This window comes from Cnuella takakiae (genome assembly GCF_001953305.1).
GTDB lineage: Bacteria > Bacteroidota > Bacteroidia > Chitinophagales > Chitinophagaceae > Flavisolibacter > Flavisolibacter takakiae.
Window position 1 is genome coordinate 993686 of record NZ_MTFE01000010.1, and the last position, 15031, is coordinate 1008716.

At 51.2% G+C, this 15031-nt stretch carries 19 protein-coding genes; 9 read left to right on the top strand and 10 right to left on the bottom strand.

The genetic code is table 11. The features are described from left to right. Positions 1–46: 46 nt before the first annotated feature. The 3 genes from BUE76_RS04750 to BUE76_RS04760 form a co-directional block, all read right to left on the bottom strand. Positions 47–343 carry a hypothetical protein gene (locus BUE76_RS04750; RefSeq protein WP_073045088.1) on the bottom strand — a complete coding sequence of 99 codons (297 nt, stop codon included), beginning with the start codon at positions 341–343 and terminating at the stop codon, positions 47–49. A 193-nt stretch (positions 344–536) separates the two neighbouring features. Further along, positions 537–1052: a GNAT family N-acetyltransferase gene (locus BUE76_RS04755; protein ID WP_073045090.1), complete on the bottom strand. Its 516-nt coding sequence runs from the start codon at positions 1050–1052 to the stop codon at positions 537–539. A gap of 30 nt (positions 1053–1082) precedes the next feature. Further along, positions 1083–1289 (bottom strand): hypothetical protein, encoded by a 207-nt coding sequence (locus BUE76_RS04760; protein ID WP_073045091.1) that lies wholly within the window; start codon positions 1287–1289, stop codon positions 1083–1085. 183 nt (positions 1290–1472) lie between these two features. On the opposite strand from BUE76_RS04760, the gene BUE76_RS04765 reads away from it, so the two are divergent. Next, on the top strand, positions 1473–1916 hold the full coding sequence (locus tag BUE76_RS04765) for a nucleoside deaminase (RefSeq protein ID WP_073045093.1): 444 nt from the start codon (positions 1473–1475) through the stop codon (positions 1914–1916). Positions 1917–2075: 159 nt separating this feature from the next. Then, positions 2076–2681, top strand: coding sequence for a superoxide dismutase (locus tag BUE76_RS04770; RefSeq protein ID WP_073045095.1), 606 nt, complete (start codon positions 2076–2078; stop codon positions 2679–2681). A gap of 184 nt (positions 2682–2865) precedes the next feature. Here the strand turns inward: BUE76_RS04770 and yidD are convergent, their stop codons facing one another. The 5 genes from yidD to serS form a co-directional block, all read right to left on the bottom strand. Further along, complete coding sequence (gene yidD / locus BUE76_RS04775; RefSeq protein WP_073045097.1) at positions 2866–3096, bottom strand: membrane protein insertion efficiency factor YidD; 231 nt, start codon at positions 3094–3096, stop codon at positions 2866–2868. Continuing rightward, on the bottom strand, positions 3080–3481 hold the full coding sequence (gene rnpA, locus BUE76_RS04780; RefSeq protein WP_073045099.1) for a ribonuclease P protein component: 402 nt from the start codon (positions 3479–3481) through the stop codon (positions 3080–3082). Before rnpA ends, yidD begins: the two co-directional genes overlap by 17 nt. Positions 3482–3756: 275 nt before the next feature. Further along, positions 3757–3912: a 50S ribosomal protein L34 gene (gene rpmH, locus BUE76_RS04785; RefSeq protein ID WP_073045100.1), complete on the bottom strand. Its 156-nt coding sequence runs from the start codon at positions 3910–3912 to the stop codon at positions 3757–3759. Between the two features lie 318 nt (positions 3913–4230). Further along, positions 4231–5265, bottom strand: coding sequence for a M48 family metallopeptidase (locus tag BUE76_RS04790; RefSeq protein ID WP_158069926.1), 1035 nt, complete (start codon positions 5263–5265; stop codon positions 4231–4233). 88 nt (positions 5266–5353) lie between these two features. After that, on the bottom strand, positions 5354–6622 hold the full coding sequence (gene serS / locus BUE76_RS04795; RefSeq protein WP_073045104.1) for a serine--tRNA ligase: 1269 nt from the start codon (positions 6620–6622) through the stop codon (positions 5354–5356). Between the two features lie 206 nt (positions 6623–6828). Here serS and BUE76_RS04800 point away from each other — a divergent pair, with 206 nt between their 5' ends. The 4 genes from BUE76_RS04800 (at position 6829) to BUE76_RS04815 (ending at position 8929) form a co-directional block, all read left to right on the top strand. Continuing rightward, positions 6829–7173: a hypothetical protein gene (locus tag BUE76_RS04800; RefSeq protein WP_073045106.1), complete on the top strand. Its 345-nt coding sequence runs from the start codon at positions 6829–6831 to the stop codon at positions 7171–7173. A 51-nt stretch (positions 7174–7224) separates the two neighbouring features. Beyond that, on the top strand, positions 7225–7917 hold the full coding sequence (locus tag BUE76_RS04805) for a peptidylprolyl isomerase (RefSeq protein ID WP_073045184.1): 693 nt from the start codon (positions 7225–7227) through the stop codon (positions 7915–7917). A gap of 233 nt (positions 7918–8150) precedes the next feature. After that, a complete protein-coding gene (gene gcvH, locus BUE76_RS04810) occupies positions 8151–8528 on the top strand; it encodes a glycine cleavage system protein GcvH (protein WP_073045108.1) in 378 nt (125 codons plus the stop codon). A gap of 38 nt (positions 8529–8566) precedes the next feature. Next, positions 8567–8929 carry a VanZ family protein gene (locus tag BUE76_RS04815; RefSeq protein WP_083596601.1) on the top strand — a complete coding sequence of 121 codons (363 nt, stop codon included), beginning with the start codon at positions 8567–8569 and terminating at the stop codon, positions 8927–8929. Positions 8930–9219: 290 nt separating this feature from the next. Here BUE76_RS04815 and prfA read toward each other — a convergent pair whose 3' ends face one another. Beyond that, positions 9220–10284, bottom strand: a complete 1065-nt coding sequence (prfA, locus tag BUE76_RS04820; RefSeq protein ID WP_073045110.1) for a peptide chain release factor 1 — start codon at positions 10282–10284, stop codon at positions 9220–9222. Positions 10285–10352: 68 nt separating this feature from the next. Here prfA and BUE76_RS04825 point away from each other — a divergent pair, with 68 nt between their 5' ends. Beyond that, on the top strand, positions 10353–11534 hold the full coding sequence (locus tag BUE76_RS04825; RefSeq protein ID WP_158069927.1) for an amidohydrolase family protein: 1182 nt from the start codon (positions 10353–10355) through the stop codon (positions 11532–11534). 37 nt (positions 11535–11571) lie between these two features. Here the strand turns inward: BUE76_RS04825 and BUE76_RS04830 are convergent, their stop codons facing one another. Continuing rightward, positions 11572–12312, bottom strand: coding sequence for a biotin--[acetyl-CoA-carboxylase] ligase (locus BUE76_RS04830; protein WP_073045112.1), 741 nt, complete (start codon positions 12310–12312; stop codon positions 11572–11574). A gap of 109 nt (positions 12313–12421) precedes the next feature. Between BUE76_RS04830 and rsfS the strand changes: the two genes are divergently transcribed. After that, a complete protein-coding gene (rsfS, locus tag BUE76_RS04835) occupies positions 12422–12829 on the top strand; it encodes a ribosome silencing factor (RefSeq protein WP_073045114.1) in 408 nt (135 codons plus the stop codon). Positions 12830–12904: 75 nt separating this feature from the next. Further along, positions 12905–14974 carry an ATP-dependent zinc metalloprotease FtsH gene (gene ftsH / locus BUE76_RS04840; RefSeq protein WP_073045115.1) on the top strand — a complete coding sequence of 690 codons (2070 nt, stop codon included), beginning with the start codon at positions 12905–12907 and terminating at the stop codon, positions 14972–14974. Positions 14975–15031 lie beyond the last annotated feature (57 nt).

Below are 15031 nucleotides of genomic sequence, written 5' to 3' on the forward strand. Positions count from 1 at the left end.
CAATTGCCCTACTGATATCCCAATACCGCAATACCCTTATACCTTTTTAATTCTGCCCTTCACTGGCCGGTGTGCGCTCCTTGATACCGGTACCCAGTCCGCCGGTAGAATCCGCAGGGCGGTTGCTGTTGGTTTTATTGTCTTCACTGGTCACCATGTCTGGGCTGGTCTTGGTGCCCTGGTCATTCAGGTCGCGGGCGGTATCGCCATAGGGAGCCGAGCTACGGGGCACGGCGCCGGTGGTATTGGTCGTATCGGTAGTGGCATCGCCGTCATTCGCAGCATTATTGCAACTCGTCAGGCTGGCATACACCAGGGAAGCTATCAGCATCGTTTTTTTCATTTTCCTAGTTTTAAATCCCTTATCGCGATTTAACAGGCAAATGCTTTGCCAGACAGCCTTTCGTTGGCTGCCGTTTTTCTCATTTGGGCGTAAATGAGTAGCCTTATTTAAGGTAATTACTTAGGTAAAAAAACGGGCTTGCCACCGTGCAGCAAACCCGTCCAAAGTTTTAGGTACAGCAAAATACTGCTGTTTACAAAGGGCGTTGCATTACCCAATCGGTTTGCACATCATCGCCCAGAATGAATTCTACTTCACCGCATTTTTCAAAGCCCCAGCGATGGTAAAAATCAATTGCCCGCTGGTTGTGTTCCCACACGCAAAGCCATGCGCAGTCTTTGCCTTTTTGTTTGCCCATTTCGAGGCTGGTTTGCATCAGCAGCTGGCCCACGCCCTTACCAATCATGTTTTTGCAGGCATAGAGCCGGGCAATTTCCAGTGCTTTTGCACCGGCCATTTGGGGCGGGTTGCGGCCATCGCGCAGCTTTACATAACCTGCCAGCTGATCGCCGGCATAAGCCAGCAAAAACGTATTGGGCGTCTGGCCCACCTCCAGCATCAGCCGGCCGCGGGTAAACTGCTCATTGAGAAACTTATCCATATCGGCCTTGCTGTTTTGCGCAGCAAAAGTGTCGAAAAAGGTCTGGCGGCTAAGGTCGGCAATAAGTACTGCATCCTGGGTAGTGGCTTCGCGAATGCTCAGGTTCATGCGGGCAATTTACAGCAGCCGGGTTAAACATTATTGCGCCGAATCGGAATGGTAGTTGGTATTGGGCTCGGCACCGGTGGCGGCCGTGTCGGGGATATTGCCGTTTACATTTTCCACCCCACGGTATTGGGTAACCGAAGTATCGTTGGTGGCGCTATCGGTATTGCTGCTGTTGTTGCTATTGCCACAGCTTGTTGCCAGTGCGGCTATCAGGAGGAGGCTGCAAATTTTGTACATGGTTGATGTTTGGAAGGGTAGGGGCAATTATTTTGCCACAGAAGGGTGGGGATTGTTGATTCGTGATTATTGATTATTGGAAAGTGGCGGGAAGGTGAGTGATGAGTAATGAGTGATGAGATGGGATATAGAAATGAATAATCAGTAATCAATAATCCTTTCCGGCCAACTTATCTTCGGCATATGAACGAAACGGACGAGCAGTTTATGCGGCAGGCTCTGCGACAGGCGCAGCAGGCTTTTGAAGAAGACGAGGTGCCCGTGGGTGCCGTGGTGGTGATGAACGGCCGCATTATTGCACGCGGTTACAACCAGGTGGAAAGGCTCAACGACCCAACGGCCCATGCCGAGATCATTGCCCTTACATCGGCATTCAACCAGCTGGGCAGCAAATACCTGCCCGAAGCAACCCTGTATGTAACTGTGGAACCCTGTGTGATGTGCAGCGGTGCCCTGTACTGGAGCAAGATTGGCAGAGTGGTTTGGGGTGCATCCGACCCTAAAAACGGGTTCAGCAGGGTGCAGCCTGCGATATCACCTTTTCATCCTAAAACCGAATTGGTGCATGGTGTGCTGGAAAATGAATGTGCCGGCCTGATCCGGGAATTTTTCCGGGCAAAACGGTGAGGGTGTAAATGGTAGCCGTCAATATGTGCCGGTACCGCCCATTGATCACCGAATTTTTACGTTGGCCTTACATTCCGGCAACCCCAGGCTTGTACATTTGTTGCTCCTACGGAAACGACAGACCAGATTTCCCATTGTTCATTCTTAAATACTATAGTTATGGCATTTACACTTCCGCAACTTCCTTATGCACATGAGGCCCTGGAACCCCATATTGATGCACAAACCATGCAGATTCACCATGGCAAGCACCACCAGGCCTATGTTGACAACCTGAATAAAGCCATCGCCGGCACCGAGCACGAAAACAAAAGCATCGAAGAGCTGGTAGCCAGCGCAGGCAGCATTTCGCCCGCCGTGCGCAACAACGGTGGCGGTCACTGGAACCACACTTTCTTCTGGAACATCCTGGCGCCCAATGCCGGCGGACAACCCACCGGCGCCCTGGCCGAAGCCATCAACAGCACCTTTGGTTCCTTTGATGCGTTTAAAGAAAAGTTCAATGCCGCAGGTACCACCCGCTTTGGTTCGGGCTGGGCATGGCTGATTGTAAAAGACGGCAAGCTGGAAGTAACCAGCACTCCCAACCAGGACAATCCCCTGATGGATGTAGCCGAAGTAAAAGGCACCCCCATCCTGGGTGTGGACGTGTGGGAACACGCCTACTACCTGAAGTACCAGAACCGCCGCCCCGAATACCTCGGCGCTTTCTGGAACGTGGTAAACTGGAATAAAGTGAATGAATTGTACGAGCAGGCGAAGTAAAACCTCGCCTCACCCCCTGTCCCCCTAAAGGGGGAACTTAGGTCAAGTAACCTGAAATGTACAGCGCCCCTCTGCTTTGGAGGGGCGCTGTTGTATATAGCAACGTCAACCTAAAGTTTATTCCAAAATGGTCAAGCACTCCGTCCTAAGTTCCCCCTTAAGGGGGACAGGGGGTATGAGCAGGTTAGGGCACCGGGTCATACCCGCTTCCACCCCAGGGATGGCAGCGGCCGATGCGCTTGATGGTCAGCCAGAAGCCTTTGAAAAGGCCGTACTTTTTAAAAGCCTCCAGCCCGTACTGCGAGCAGGTGGGGGTGTAGCGGCACGAGGGTCCCAGCAAGGGCGAAATAGCCAGCTGGTAAAAGCGGATCAGCCAGATAAAGGGCAGGGCCAGTATTTTAAACAGGGATCTCATTAATGCGGCGTTGGAGCTGTTGCAGGCATTTGGCCATGGCGGCGTGCACCTGTTCAAAGGTAAGCAGCTCTTTGCCGGTATACAGGAAAAAAACATGCCCGGCAGTGTGGCGCTCCTCCATCAGTTGTAAAAGGGGCGCTTTCTGCAGGCGGTAGGCTTCGCGGAGCAGGCGCTTGATGCGGTTGCGGTCTACTGCCTTTTTAAAACTGCGTTTGGGGGCCGACACGCCGGCAAGCATACCCGCAGGTTGGGCTTCCGAAACAGGAAACAAGCGGCAATTCATTTTCACCGGGAAAGCATGATAGCCCTTGCCCTCGCTGAAGAGGGCATCTATCTGCTTGCGGCTTTTGAGCCGCTCCCGCTTGCTGAAGCTGAATTGAGACAAGAGATTCCGGATTTGGGATTTTAGATTTCGGAGGTTTACAAAAGCACTGGTTTTCTTACGATAGGTAATTGCTTTGCATAAGCGTAGTGATTTCGGGTGCTTATTTCAGTTGTTTGAATATGCAATCTATAGTGCACGCAATTCGGTAGCAAACTATTGATATCCGAAATCCCACGTCCGAAATCATCCACTTCCTGGTTACCTACAAAAAGCAAATAGCCCCGGCGGCCGGAGCTATTCAATAAGGTCTGAAACGGGACGGACCCGCTACTGGACTATTTCAGCTTGCGCTCGTCGGAAACAGTCAGCTTTTTACGGCCTTTGGCACGACGACTAGCCAGCACTTTACGACCGTTAGCGGTCTCCATGCGTTTGCGGAAACCGTGAACGGTTTTGCGGCGGCGGCGATGCGGTTGGAATGTACGTTTCATTATTAATAAGTTTTTTCACTTTAAGAATTGCCCGTGGAGAAGACGGGTTGGGTTCCATTTACTACAGGTCACCACACCCGCAGCTTGTGAAAGGACGGCAAAAGTAAGGAGGATTTTTGAATTGGCGGGGCCGGAACGGATTTTTTAATTTTAATATGCCTGCTTTCTCCTGTACCTGCTTGGTTTTTCGGGCAGAACGAAAAGATTGGTAGGGTAATACACAAAAAACAGGCTGCCCAAACCTGCTCTGCCCATTTAACACTGTTGGTTAACCAAGGACAGGTCAGACCTTTGTTTGGGTAAACTAAATTTAAATGTTCATTCGGCAGTTTTCAGTTGTAGGAACAAACTATGCAACTGCTCGTCCTTGTTTCCTTCAGTACAGGTTCCCGAACGTTGGATGCTACCGATGCGTTTGCTTAAATCGGGGTGGCTGCTGAGCCATTCCGAAGGCTGCATGGCACCGCTTTCTTTTTGCAAAAAACGAAACAGCTGTACAAAGCCGCGACAACTGATGCCGCGTTGCCGCAACAGTTGCAAGCCCTCCATATCGGCCTCGGTTTCCAGCCTGCGGCTGTAGGATAGGTTCTTTAGCTCATTGACATTGTTGAGCAGCACGGCACTAACGGCGCCGGCATCGCCCACCAGCAGGGAAAGAAAAATGGTGCCGCCAAACTGCCGGAACACACTGCGCAGGGTGTGGCGGTTGCGCACATGTACAAACTCGTGGGCCAGCAGGGCTGCAAACTCATCGTAGCTGTCCAGGCCGCGGAGCAGCTTTTGGTATACTATGATATGACCGCCGGGCAGGGCAAAAGCATTGACCACATCTCCCTTTACCACGGTAATGCGTACCGGGTGTTCCGAGTCAAATTGCAGTGCCTGGAAAAAACGGTTGGCAGCCGCTGTAGCGGGTTTGTCGATGTCCGATGGCTGCACCATGGAGCGGTATACCTGCTCGCCCAGCTGTTTTTCGTAGCTATAAGGAAAGCGGGACGCCAGCAGTCCCGATACCCATGGCACCACCAGGAAATACACCAGGCTGAACAGCACCAGCACAATGGCCAGCAGTTTGGCCAGTGGCCCAAAGCGGCTGGCCCGGAACCGGTTGGCGGGATTGCGCAGGGCTTCGTGCAGCTGGCTGGTAAGCACAGCGTCTAAAACCTCGAGGGTTTGCGGCGGGTAGTCGTTGTAGCCAAAAAAGCTGGCGCGTTCCGAAGGCCGGATGCTGGCATACTGCCACAATACCGTACCGGCACCATCGGCACGGTGCAGCTCAATAAAAAGGCCTTTACCTTCCAGCCGGATGGTGGCGGGATAGGAAAGGCCATTGCAGGTATAAGTAGCGTTCATGGTGGAAGTTTCTGGTTTTTTGTTTTTGGTTTGGGTGCATGCCATGCAACGATAGACTAAAAACTAAAAACGAGAAACCAAAAACGGGTTAAATCATTTCTCCACCAAAATAAGGCTGCAGTGCTGGTGGCAGCAGGATGCCGTTTTCGGTCTGGTTGTTTTCCAACAGGCAGGCCAGGATGCGGGGCAGGGCCAGCGAGGAGCCATTCAGCGAATGCAGCAGCCCTGTTTTGCCTTCGCTGTTTTTGTAACGGATTTTCATCCGGTTGGTTTGGAAAGCCTCGAAGTTGGACACGGAACTTACTTCCAGCCAGCGTTCCTGGGCGGCGCTGTATACTTCAAAATCGTAGGTGATGGCCGAAGCAAAGCCCATATCGCCACCGCAAAGGCGCAGGATGCGGTAAGGCAGTCCCAGCGATTGCACCAGTGCTTCCACGTGGGCTACCATATCATCCAGCACATCGTAGCTCTGCTCGGGAGCTACCAGCTGAACGATCTCCACCTTATCGAACTGGTGGAGGCGGTTAAGACCGCGCACATCCTTGCCATAGGAACCGGCTTCACGGCGGAAGCAGGGGGTATAGGCGGTCATACGGATGGGCAGGTCGGCTTCCTTCAGGATGGTGTCGCGGTAAATATTCGTTACCGGCACTTCGGCCGTGGGAATGAGGTAGAGGTTGTCGGCGGTGGCGTGGTACATCTGTCCTTCCTTATCGGGCAGCTGGCCAGTGCCATAGGCCGATGCTTCGTTTACCATCAGCGGGGGCATAAACTCGGTATAGCCAGCCTTGGTATTATAATCCAAAAAGTACTGGATGAGGGCACGCTGCAGGCGGGCGCCTTTGTTCTTGTATACGGGAAAACCGGAGCCGGTGAGCTTGTTGCCCAGTTCAAAATCAATCAGGTCGTACTTTTTGGCCAGGTCCCAGTGGGGCACGGCGCCTGCGGGCAGTTGGGGAATAGAGCCCCCGGTGCGCACTTCCACATTTTCAGCGGGGGTGCGGCCTTCGGGTACCTGCTCGGAAGGCAGGTTGGGCAGTTTGATGAGGAGGTCGTGGAGGCTTTTCTCGGCTTCATCCAGCTGTTGCTGAATAGGCTGGAGTTCGCCCTTCAGGGTTTCCACTTCTTTTTTGCGGGCTTCGGCCTCTTCTTTCTGGCCCTTGCCCATCAGTGCGCCAATTTCTTTGGATGCTGCATTGATCTTGGCCTTGGTTTCATCAAAGCGGAAGGTGAGCTGCTTGCGCTCATCGTCTTTGGCAATAATGGCATCCACGATCTCCGGCTCGATGAAATGCTTCTTTGCTAACCGCTTCTTTACTTCTTCCGTATTCTGTTTGATAAAGGCAACTTGCAGCATGCACAAAAAATTTGGCCTCAAAGGTAACCGCAGATTTGTATGCTTTTTTAAGGATTAGTATGATAGGTGTCTGCAAGCGTAAACAACTAAGCTTTCTGCGTTTGTTTCTATTACTTTCAAGCACCTGGTATGTGGATGCGGATTGGCATGCAGTTCATACAAATCATTCCTGATCATACAAATTTGCGGTTCCTACCTTTGCGGCTATGAATTTCAACGACGACCTGCAGGTGCGGTGGTTTGCCCTGGAGCAAAAAATGATGGAGCGGTTTGGCAAAAAGCCGGATGTGGAAAGCATCCTGTTCCTGATCGGCATACAGGAACTGGGCGATGTAAAAGCGAAGTTTAGCAAGGAACAAAAGCAGGACCTGATGCATATTGCCATTTGTACCGTACTCAGCCCCAGTGGTTATTACGAGCTGGAAAAGGTAGATGAAGACGGCTGGCCGCATTTCAAACAACTTAAACCCATGCCCGAACTGGTTCCTTTTGAGCAGGAGAATTTTCTGAAGGATCATATCCTGTTGTATTTCCAGGAGCAGGGTTTTTAAATGAAATTTGTTGCACACGCCATTTATGTTGCCACTGTACCTGTAACTACCATGAAACAACTGCTATTCTTACTGCTCCTGATTTCCCACCTCGCCCCTGCCCAGCAGGATAATAAGCTGCGTAAAAAGGATCGCCGCCGCGATGTGGAGCTTGTTACCACGTCAGGTGCTATCCGTTTGCGGCTCTATGATGCCACACCGCAGCACCGCGACAATTTCCTGCAGCTTGTAAAAAGCCGTTTTTATGACAGCATCCTGTTTCACCGCGTTATTCAGGGTTTCATGGTACAGAGCGGCGATCCCAACAGCCGGCGGGCTGCTGCCGGGCAAAGACTGGGAACCGGAGGTCCGGGATATACCCTTCCTGCCGAGATAAAGCCGGAACTGTTTCACCAAAAAGGGGCACTGGCAGCGGCCCGCAACGGCGATGATGTAAACCCCGAACGGCGCAGCAGCGCCAGCCAATTTTATATTGTACAGGGAAAAACTTGGACCGACAGCCAGATGGATTCGCTGGAAAGGGTGCGGGTAAAAAGAAAGATCACCCAGGAGCAAAGAGCGGTTTACCGGACTACCGGCGGCACGCCCCAACTGGATAACCAGTATACCATTTTTGGCTATGTTGTTAAAGGCCAGGATGTAATTGACCGTATTGCGGCCACACCCGTCAACCGCCAGCTGGGCGACCGGCCCGCACAGGATGTGCGGATCGTACAGGCGAGATTGGTGAGGAGAAGACAGTAAAGAGGTTAGTCCATTTCCTATTTGGTTGAACAGTATGTAGGTAACCAGCCTTTTTAGTTAACTATTCGTTTCAAAATGGTTTAACCGGCCTGAAATAGTTACTGTATTTTTCAAACATCCTATTGCTCAGGCTGCCATGTACCCTTCTTTATTGTCTTTCCCGTCTTTACTGACTTTTCTGTCTTTTCCGTCTTTCCCAACTTCCAACTATATTGCGGCCCTAAATCAATGCTATGAACTTTCCGGATAACCTGCGTTACACCAAAGAGCACGAATGGGTACGTATTGAAGGCGATGAAGCCGTTGTAGGTATTACCAGCTTTGCACAGGGCGAACTGGGTGATATTGTTTACGTGGAAATCGAAACCGTTGGCCAGGACCTGGAAAGCGGTGCCGTGTTTGGTACTGTTGAAGCGGTAAAAACCGTTAGCGACCTTTTCCTGCCTGTGAGCGGAGTCATTACGGAAGTAAACCCCCAACTGAACAGCAGCCCCGAGCTGGTAAACAGCGATCCCTACGGTGAAGGCTGGATGGTGCGGATGAAGGTGAAAGACCTCGCCGATGTGGAAGGCCTTATGACCGCCGAAGCTTACCAAAGTCTTGTTGCTTAATAAAATTCAAGCCTTCTCCGGAAGGCTTTTTTAATGCTATGCGTTTGCTGAATCGTTATGCGCTGCCCTTTGCACTGGGGTGGCTGGTGTTTATCTCTTTCCTGTTTTGTCTGCCTGGTAGTGCCATTCCCAAGATCAACTGGCTTTCAGGTATCCATTTCGATAAATGGGTGCATATCGGTCTTTTTGCCGTCCTGCTGTTTTTGTGGGGGAATGCCCTTGGCGTTTTTACCCGCCGCAAGCCCTTGCTGCTGTTGCTGACAGCCATAGCCTATGGCTTGCTGGTGGAAGTGGTACAGGACCAACTGATCGTGAACCGCGATTTTGATTTGTGGGACGCCGCCGCCGATACGGCAGGAGCGATGTTAGGATTGTGGGCCTTGGCCCGTATAAAAAAATAAACCCCTGTGGAAACAGGGGTCGCAACCAAAACTAACTGCTTATGAGAAAATTGACTGCTCTTAGAAGAACAACTTCATAAAAGCAAATATGTTGCCAAAGGGTTAATCTGATTTTCTTAAAATGTTCTTAAGGCATTGCTGCCCTTTGCAAGAACTGCTTCTAAAAGAGAAAAAATGATGCCAGTTTTTGCAAAACACCCAATTTTTCTTTGCTGCTTCCCAAGATGAGAAGCTTTTAAGAAAAATGCAACTCATCAATTGAAAAAAAAGTCAGTAAGAAAGACCAATAATTATGCCTGTTTGGTCATTTTCTCCGCATTTTCAGCAAATTGCAGCGCATCAATAAGCTCCTGGATACCGCCGTTCAACACTTCCTGCAGGTTGTATAAAGTAAGGCCAATGCGGTGATCGGTAACCCGGCCCTGCGGGAAATTGTAGGTGCGGATTTTTGCCGACCGGTCGCCGGAGCTCACCAGGCTCTTGCGGTGTCGGGAAATTTCTTCCTCTTGTTTGCGCACCTGTTCCTCATACAATTTGGTACGCATCATATTCATGGCCTTTTCGCGGTTGCCCAGCTGGGTACGTTCAGTTTGACAAATCACCACCGTTCCGGTAGGGATGTGGGTCAGCATCACCTTGGTCTCCACTTTGTTTACGTTCTGTCCACCGGCGCCACCGCTTCGGGAGGTTTCCATCTTGACATCGCTCTCTTTCAGTTCAAAATCCACCTCTTCGGCCTCAGGCATCACCGCAACCGTTGCTGCGCTGGTATGTACCCTGCCGCTGGCTTCCGTATCGGGCACGCGTTGTACGCGGTGTACGCCGCTCTCAAATTTGAGGGTGCCATATACGTCGTCGCCAATCACTTCCAGCTGTGCTTCCTTGAAACCGCCTACCGCGCCTTCATTTTCCGAAAGCAGGGCCACTTTCCAGCCACGCTGCTCGCAATAACGTTGGTACATACGCAGCAGGTCGCCTGCAAAAAGGCTGGCTTCATCGCCGCCGGTACCGGCACGGATCTCCAGGATGGCATTTTTATCGTCCTGCGGATCTTTGGGAATCAGCATCTGGCGGATAGACGCCTCCATTTTTTCCTGTTTTTCTTCCGAGTCGGGCAGTTCCATCTTGGCCAGTTCGCGCATCTCCTCGTCATTGCCGTTGAGTGCCTCTCTGTAAAAGGCCACATCATCCAGCACCTTGCGGTAGTCGTTGTAGGCGTTCACGATCTTTTCCAGTCCGCGGTACTCCTTACTCAGCCCACCGAACTTTTTATTGTCGGCAATAATTTCGGGGTTGGTAAGCGCGATACCTATTTCATCAAAGCGGGCTTTTATGGCGTCAAGTCTGTCGAGCATGGTAAAAATTAGGCGGCAAAATTAAGCGCCAGCGGCCAATGCAAACGTTAAGGGCCTATTTTAGCCACATGGCAGTAAAAATGTACCGGGCAAGCCGGATGTTTGACGGGCAGCAGTTTTTGCCGGAGGGCACAACCGTGGTGGTGAAAAATGGAACAATACTGGACCTCTTGGCGCCCGAAAATGCACCTGAGGAGTTCGAAATGCTGTCGGGTATCCTCATGCCGGGTATGGTAAACGCCCACTGCCACCTGGAGTTGAGTCATTTTAAAAATCAAATCAACGAAGGTGGTGGATTGGTACATTTTCTATTGCAGGTGGTGGCCAAACGAAAGGAAGGCTGGCCGCTTGAAATCATTACTGAAAGGGCAAAACAGGCCGTTGCCGAAATGCGGGCTGCCGGCATTGTGGCTGTAGGTGATATCTGCAATACCACCGATGTTATTGGTATCAAAAAGGAAAGCGGGTTGCAATGGCGCAACTTTGTGGAGGTGCTCAACTTTTCCGATGCCACCCTGGAACCGCGCTGGGCGCACAACCGGGCTGTGTTGGAAGGACACCTGGCAGCCGGGCTTGCTGCATCCATCCTTACGCCGCATGCGCCCTATAGCGTTAGCCCGGCCACTTTTACCGCACTCAACGAGGCATCCGAAGGAGCAATTATTTCGGTGCACAACCAGGAAACGCCGGCAGAAAATGAGCTTTTTGAATCGGGTGGTGGCGATTTTTTGCAATTATACCAGCTTACGCAAACACAGCCCCTGGGTGGTACAGGAAAGAGCAGCCTGCAAAGCTGGCTGCCCTATTTTACCAAGGGCCAAACCATTGTACTGGTACACAACACTTTTACCAAATTGGAAGATATTCAATTTGCGCAGGCACATGCCCGGCAATACGGGCTGAAGCTGGTATGGTGTCTTTGCCCGGGTGCCAATAAGTATATTGAAGATGCTGTACCGCCGTTGCCTTTATTGCTTGAAGAAGGCTGCACTGTGGTACTGGGTACCGATAGTTACAGCAGCAACTGGCAACTGAGTATTGCATCCGAAATAAAGTTGCTGGCTGAAGCTTACCCTCAATTGCCACTGGAAAGCTTGTTACAGGCAGCAACTGTTAATGGTGCACGAGCCTTGGGGTGGACCCAACTGGGCAGGCTGGAAAAGGGAGCAGCACCCGGCCTTGCATTGTTGGGGTTGGATACAGCGGGAAAGCTAACGGGCCAGGCTAGAGCACACCTCACAGGTTTTTAAAACCTGTGAGGTGTATTCCAAAAACCTGTTAGTATGGTTAAATCAACCATTCCACTTCGCCCATTCCAAACCTTTCTTCCACACCGGTTTGCACCAGCAGTTCGCCGCTGGGCGCTACGCCTTTTATAATTCCGGAAAAATGGCGGCTGCCTTGTTTAAAAGCTACTTGCTGGTTCAAAGCAAAAAAGGCTTTGTTGTAATCTGCTAAAATGGAGTTTGGGTTGGATTGCAACTGGTCGAAAGCTGTTTGCAAATAACCAAGCAGTTCCCGCGCTAATGTTACTGGTTCAAAAGTTCTACCGGTAATTTGCTTCAGGGAAACAGGGCGGCGGTTCAGTTCGGGAAAGCTGGTTTCATTGATGTTGATACCCATTCCAATTACGGCCCATTGCCATTGGTGGCCCTGTACAATGTTCTCGATTAAAATGCCACCTGCCTTTCTGTCACGCCAATACAGGTCGTTGGGCCATTTAATGCTGGTTTCATCGCCAGCATAATGGTTAAAGAAACGATAAACCCCAAGGGCTACGGTCATGCTGAGGAGGAACTGCTGAGAAGGAGCCAGGGCAAAAGGTTCTACCACAAGGCTGAGGATGATGTCCTTGCCGGTGCCGGAAACCCATTGCTTCTGGCGCTGGCCTTTACCTGCCGTTTGCTGGTGTGCAAACACGCATAAGCCATGGTGTGCCATACGGGCATGTACCATTCCCATGGCATAGTTGTTGGTACTTTCAACCTGCCTAAGTTCGATAAAGGAAGCGCCGATGGGTTTTGCCATAGGGTACAATTCGCCTAAATTTGGCCAAAGTAACGAACGCAAATCCAAATTGCCCGCTTGCCTGAACTGTGTGTGAACCCCTTTATTGAAAATTAAACGTGAAGATTATTTGGAACCACTAGATGTTTTATCGGGCCGCAAGCGCAGCAGCGTTTCCAGGCTCACCCGCAACTCTAAGATCATCAAGACCATCCTCAAAGCCATCAGTGATAAAAAGGGCGAAAACGTGGTTTCGCTCGATCTGCGCAAGATCAACGAAGCCGTATCCGACTTTTTCATCATTTGCGAAGCGGGCAGCCAGCCACAGGTGCGTGCCATTGCCGACCATATTGAAGAGGAAGTAAGGCAGAAGTGCAGCGACAGCCCCTACCATCAGGAGGGCCGCCAGCAACTGCAATGGGTATTGCTCGACTATGTTGATGTGGTAGTGCATATCATGACCCCCGAAACCCGCAAGTTTTACAAGCTGGAAGAGATGTGGAGCGATGCAGCGGCAGCAGAGCACAACGAAGAATAAGCTGGTTTGTTAACAACCGGTCAGCTACGTTTTGCAAGCCTTTTATTTAGTAGCTTTTATCCATAAGAAAGGAACATGTCACAAGAACCATATAAGGACAATAGCAAGCCTCGCCTGCCCAAATTCTCGAACAGGCCCGATGATGGCGAAAATTCGCCGCGCAAAGGGCCCCGTTTCAGCATTTACTGGGTTTACGCCATCATTTTTGCCATCCTGATCGCCTTCCAGGTGTTTGGGCCTTTTACGCCTACCACCAAGCAGATCGATCAGAACCAGTTTGAGCAAATGTTGCGCGAAGGCAGCGTGAACGAGTACGTTATTGTCAACAACCGCAACATTGTACGGGTTACCCTCACCAAAGAAGGGCTGGCCCGATATGGCAACGAGGTAGGTGCCGCCAACAACGCCACCGAAGCCAACGGCCCGCATTTTTATTTCCGCATTGTTTCGGGCGATTCGTTCAAGGACGATATGCGGAAGTTTTACTCTGATAACCCCACCGTGAAAAACGTGGGTACGGTAGATACCGAACGCGACTGGTTTAGCCCCATCATTACTACCCTGTTGCCCATACTCATTTTCATCGCCATCTGGATACTCCTGATGCGTAAGATGGGTGGTGGTGCCGGCGGCGGCGGTGGCCCCGGTGGTATTTTCAACATTGGTAAATCGAAAGCTACCTTGTTTGACAAGGGTACCCGCGTAAACATCACCTTTTCAGATGTTGCCGGTCTTGATGAAGCCAAAGTGGAAGTAATGGAGATCGTTGATTTCCTGCGCAATCCCAAGAAGTACACTGCATTGGGTGGTAAGATTCCCAAAGGCGCACTGCTGGTAGGCCCTCCGGGTACGGGTAAAACCCTGCTGGCGAAAGCCATGGCAGGTGAAGCCCAGGTACCTTTCTTCTCTATGTCGGGTTCTGACTTCGTAGAGCTCTTTGTAGGGGTGGGTGCCAGCCGGGTACGCGACCTGTTCAAGCAGGCACGTGAGAAATCGCCCTGTATCATCTTTATCGATGAAATCGACGCCATCGGTCGTGCCCGGGGCAAGAACATGATGATGAGCAACGACGAACGCGAAAGCACCCTCAACCAGTTGCTGGTAGAGATGGATGGCTTTAGCGGCGAAAGCGGCATCATTGTGCTGGCTGCTACCAACCGTCCCGATGTGCTGGATACGGCCCTGCTCCGTCCCGGCCGTTTCGACCGCCAGATCACCATCGACAAGCCCGACCTGAAAGGCCGCGAGGAGATCTTTAAAGTGCATCTTAAAGGCATCAAGGTTTCTGAGAGCCTCAACATCCACAAAATCGCTGAGCAGACCCCTGGTTTTGCCGGTGCCGATATTGCCAACGTCTGTAACGAAGCTGCCCTGATTGCCGCCCGCAAAAACAAAGCGGGTGTAGACATGGCCGACTTCCAGGATGCCGTTGACCGCGTTATTGGTGGTTTGGAGAAAAAGAACAAGATCATTTCTCCCGACGAAAAAAAGATCATTGCCTACCATGAAGCTGGCCACGCCATCTGCGGCTGGTACCTCGAGCATGCTTACCCGCTGCTGAAGGTGACCATCGTTCCGCGTGGTACCGCAGCCCTCGGTTATGCGCAGTACACGCCCAAAGAGCAGTACCTGTACAATACCGACCAGTTGCTCGACCAGATTTGTATGACCCTGGGTGGTCGTGCCTCCGAAGAAATTTTCTTTGGTAAAATTTCTACCGGTGCGCAAAACGACTTGCAGCAGATCACCCGGATTGGTTATGCCATGGTAACGGTATATGGTATGAGCGATAAAGTGGGTAATATTTCCTTCTACGATCCGCAGCAGGACCAGAGCTTTACCAAGCCCTATTCCGAAGAAACTTCCAAATTGATTGACGAGGAAGTGCGCAAGCTGATCGACGCCGCATACGAACGCACCAAGGACTTGTTGCGTGGTAAAAAGGCCGAAGTGGAATTGCTGGCAGAAGCCCTGTTGGATAAAGAAGTGCTCTTCCAGAGTGATGTGGAAGCACTGATTGGCGAACGCCCCTACGAAGAGAAAAAAGCCCTTGGTGTAGATGACGAAAAACACCATGACGGTGGTATATCGGAAGGTGTTCCTCCATTTGATCCCAATGTAGTGAACCAGCAACCTTCTGCATAATGAGTGATACTTCCAGAAAGAATATACTGGATAAAATAAAGGCGGGGGGGGGGTAAA

Coding starts and splice junctions, on each gene's coding strand:
- BUE76_RS04790 (WP_158069926.1), bottom strand. CDS start 5,265: ATGAACGCTACTTATACCTGCAATGGCCTTTCCTATCCCGCCACCATC.
- BUE76_RS04760 (WP_073045091.1), bottom strand. CDS start 1,289: ATGTACAAAATTTGCAGCCTCCTCCTGATAGCCGCACTGGCAACAAGC.
- prfA (WP_073045110.1), bottom strand. CDS start 10,284: ATGCTCGACAGACTTGACGCCATAAAAGCCCGCTTTGATGAAATAGGT.
- BUE76_RS04830 (WP_073045112.1), bottom strand. CDS start 12,312: ATGGCAAAACCCATCGGCGCTTCCTTTATCGAACTTAGGCAGGTTGAA.
- BUE76_RS04765 (WP_073045093.1), top strand. CDS start 1,473: ATGAACGAAACGGACGAGCAGTTTATGCGGCAGGCTCTGCGACAGGCG.
- gcvH (WP_073045108.1), top strand. CDS start 8,151: ATGAACTTTCCGGATAACCTGCGTTACACCAAAGAGCACGAATGGGTA.
- BUE76_RS04750 (WP_073045088.1), bottom strand. CDS start 343: ATGAAAAAAACGATGCTGATAGCTTCCCTGGTGTATGCCAGCCTGACG.
- BUE76_RS04770 (WP_073045095.1), top strand. CDS start 2,076: ATGGCATTTACACTTCCGCAACTTCCTTATGCACATGAGGCCCTGGAA.
- ftsH (WP_073045115.1), top strand. CDS start 12,905: ATGTCACAAGAACCATATAAGGACAATAGCAAGCCTCGCCTGCCCAAA.
- BUE76_RS04815 (WP_083596601.1), top strand. CDS start 8,567: ATGCGTTTGCTGAATCGTTATGCGCTGCCCTTTGCACTGGGGTGGCTG.
- yidD (WP_073045097.1), bottom strand. CDS start 3,096: ATGAGATCCCTGTTTAAAATACTGGCCCTGCCCTTTATCTGGCTGATC.
- BUE76_RS04755 (WP_073045090.1), bottom strand. CDS start 1,052: ATGAACCTGAGCATTCGCGAAGCCACTACCCAGGATGCAGTACTTATT.
- BUE76_RS04825 (WP_158069927.1), top strand. CDS start 10,353: ATGGCAGTAAAAATGTACCGGGCAAGCCGGATGTTTGACGGGCAGCAG.
- BUE76_RS04805 (WP_073045184.1), top strand. CDS start 7,225: ATGAAACAACTGCTATTCTTACTGCTCCTGATTTCCCACCTCGCCCCT.
- rpmH (WP_073045100.1), bottom strand. CDS start 3,912: ATGAAACGTACATTCCAACCGCATCGCCGCCGCCGCAAAACCGTTCAC.
- BUE76_RS04800 (WP_073045106.1), top strand. CDS start 6,829: ATGAATTTCAACGACGACCTGCAGGTGCGGTGGTTTGCCCTGGAGCAA.
- serS (WP_073045104.1), bottom strand. CDS start 6,622: ATGCTGCAAGTTGCCTTTATCAAACAGAATACGGAAGAAGTAAAGAAG.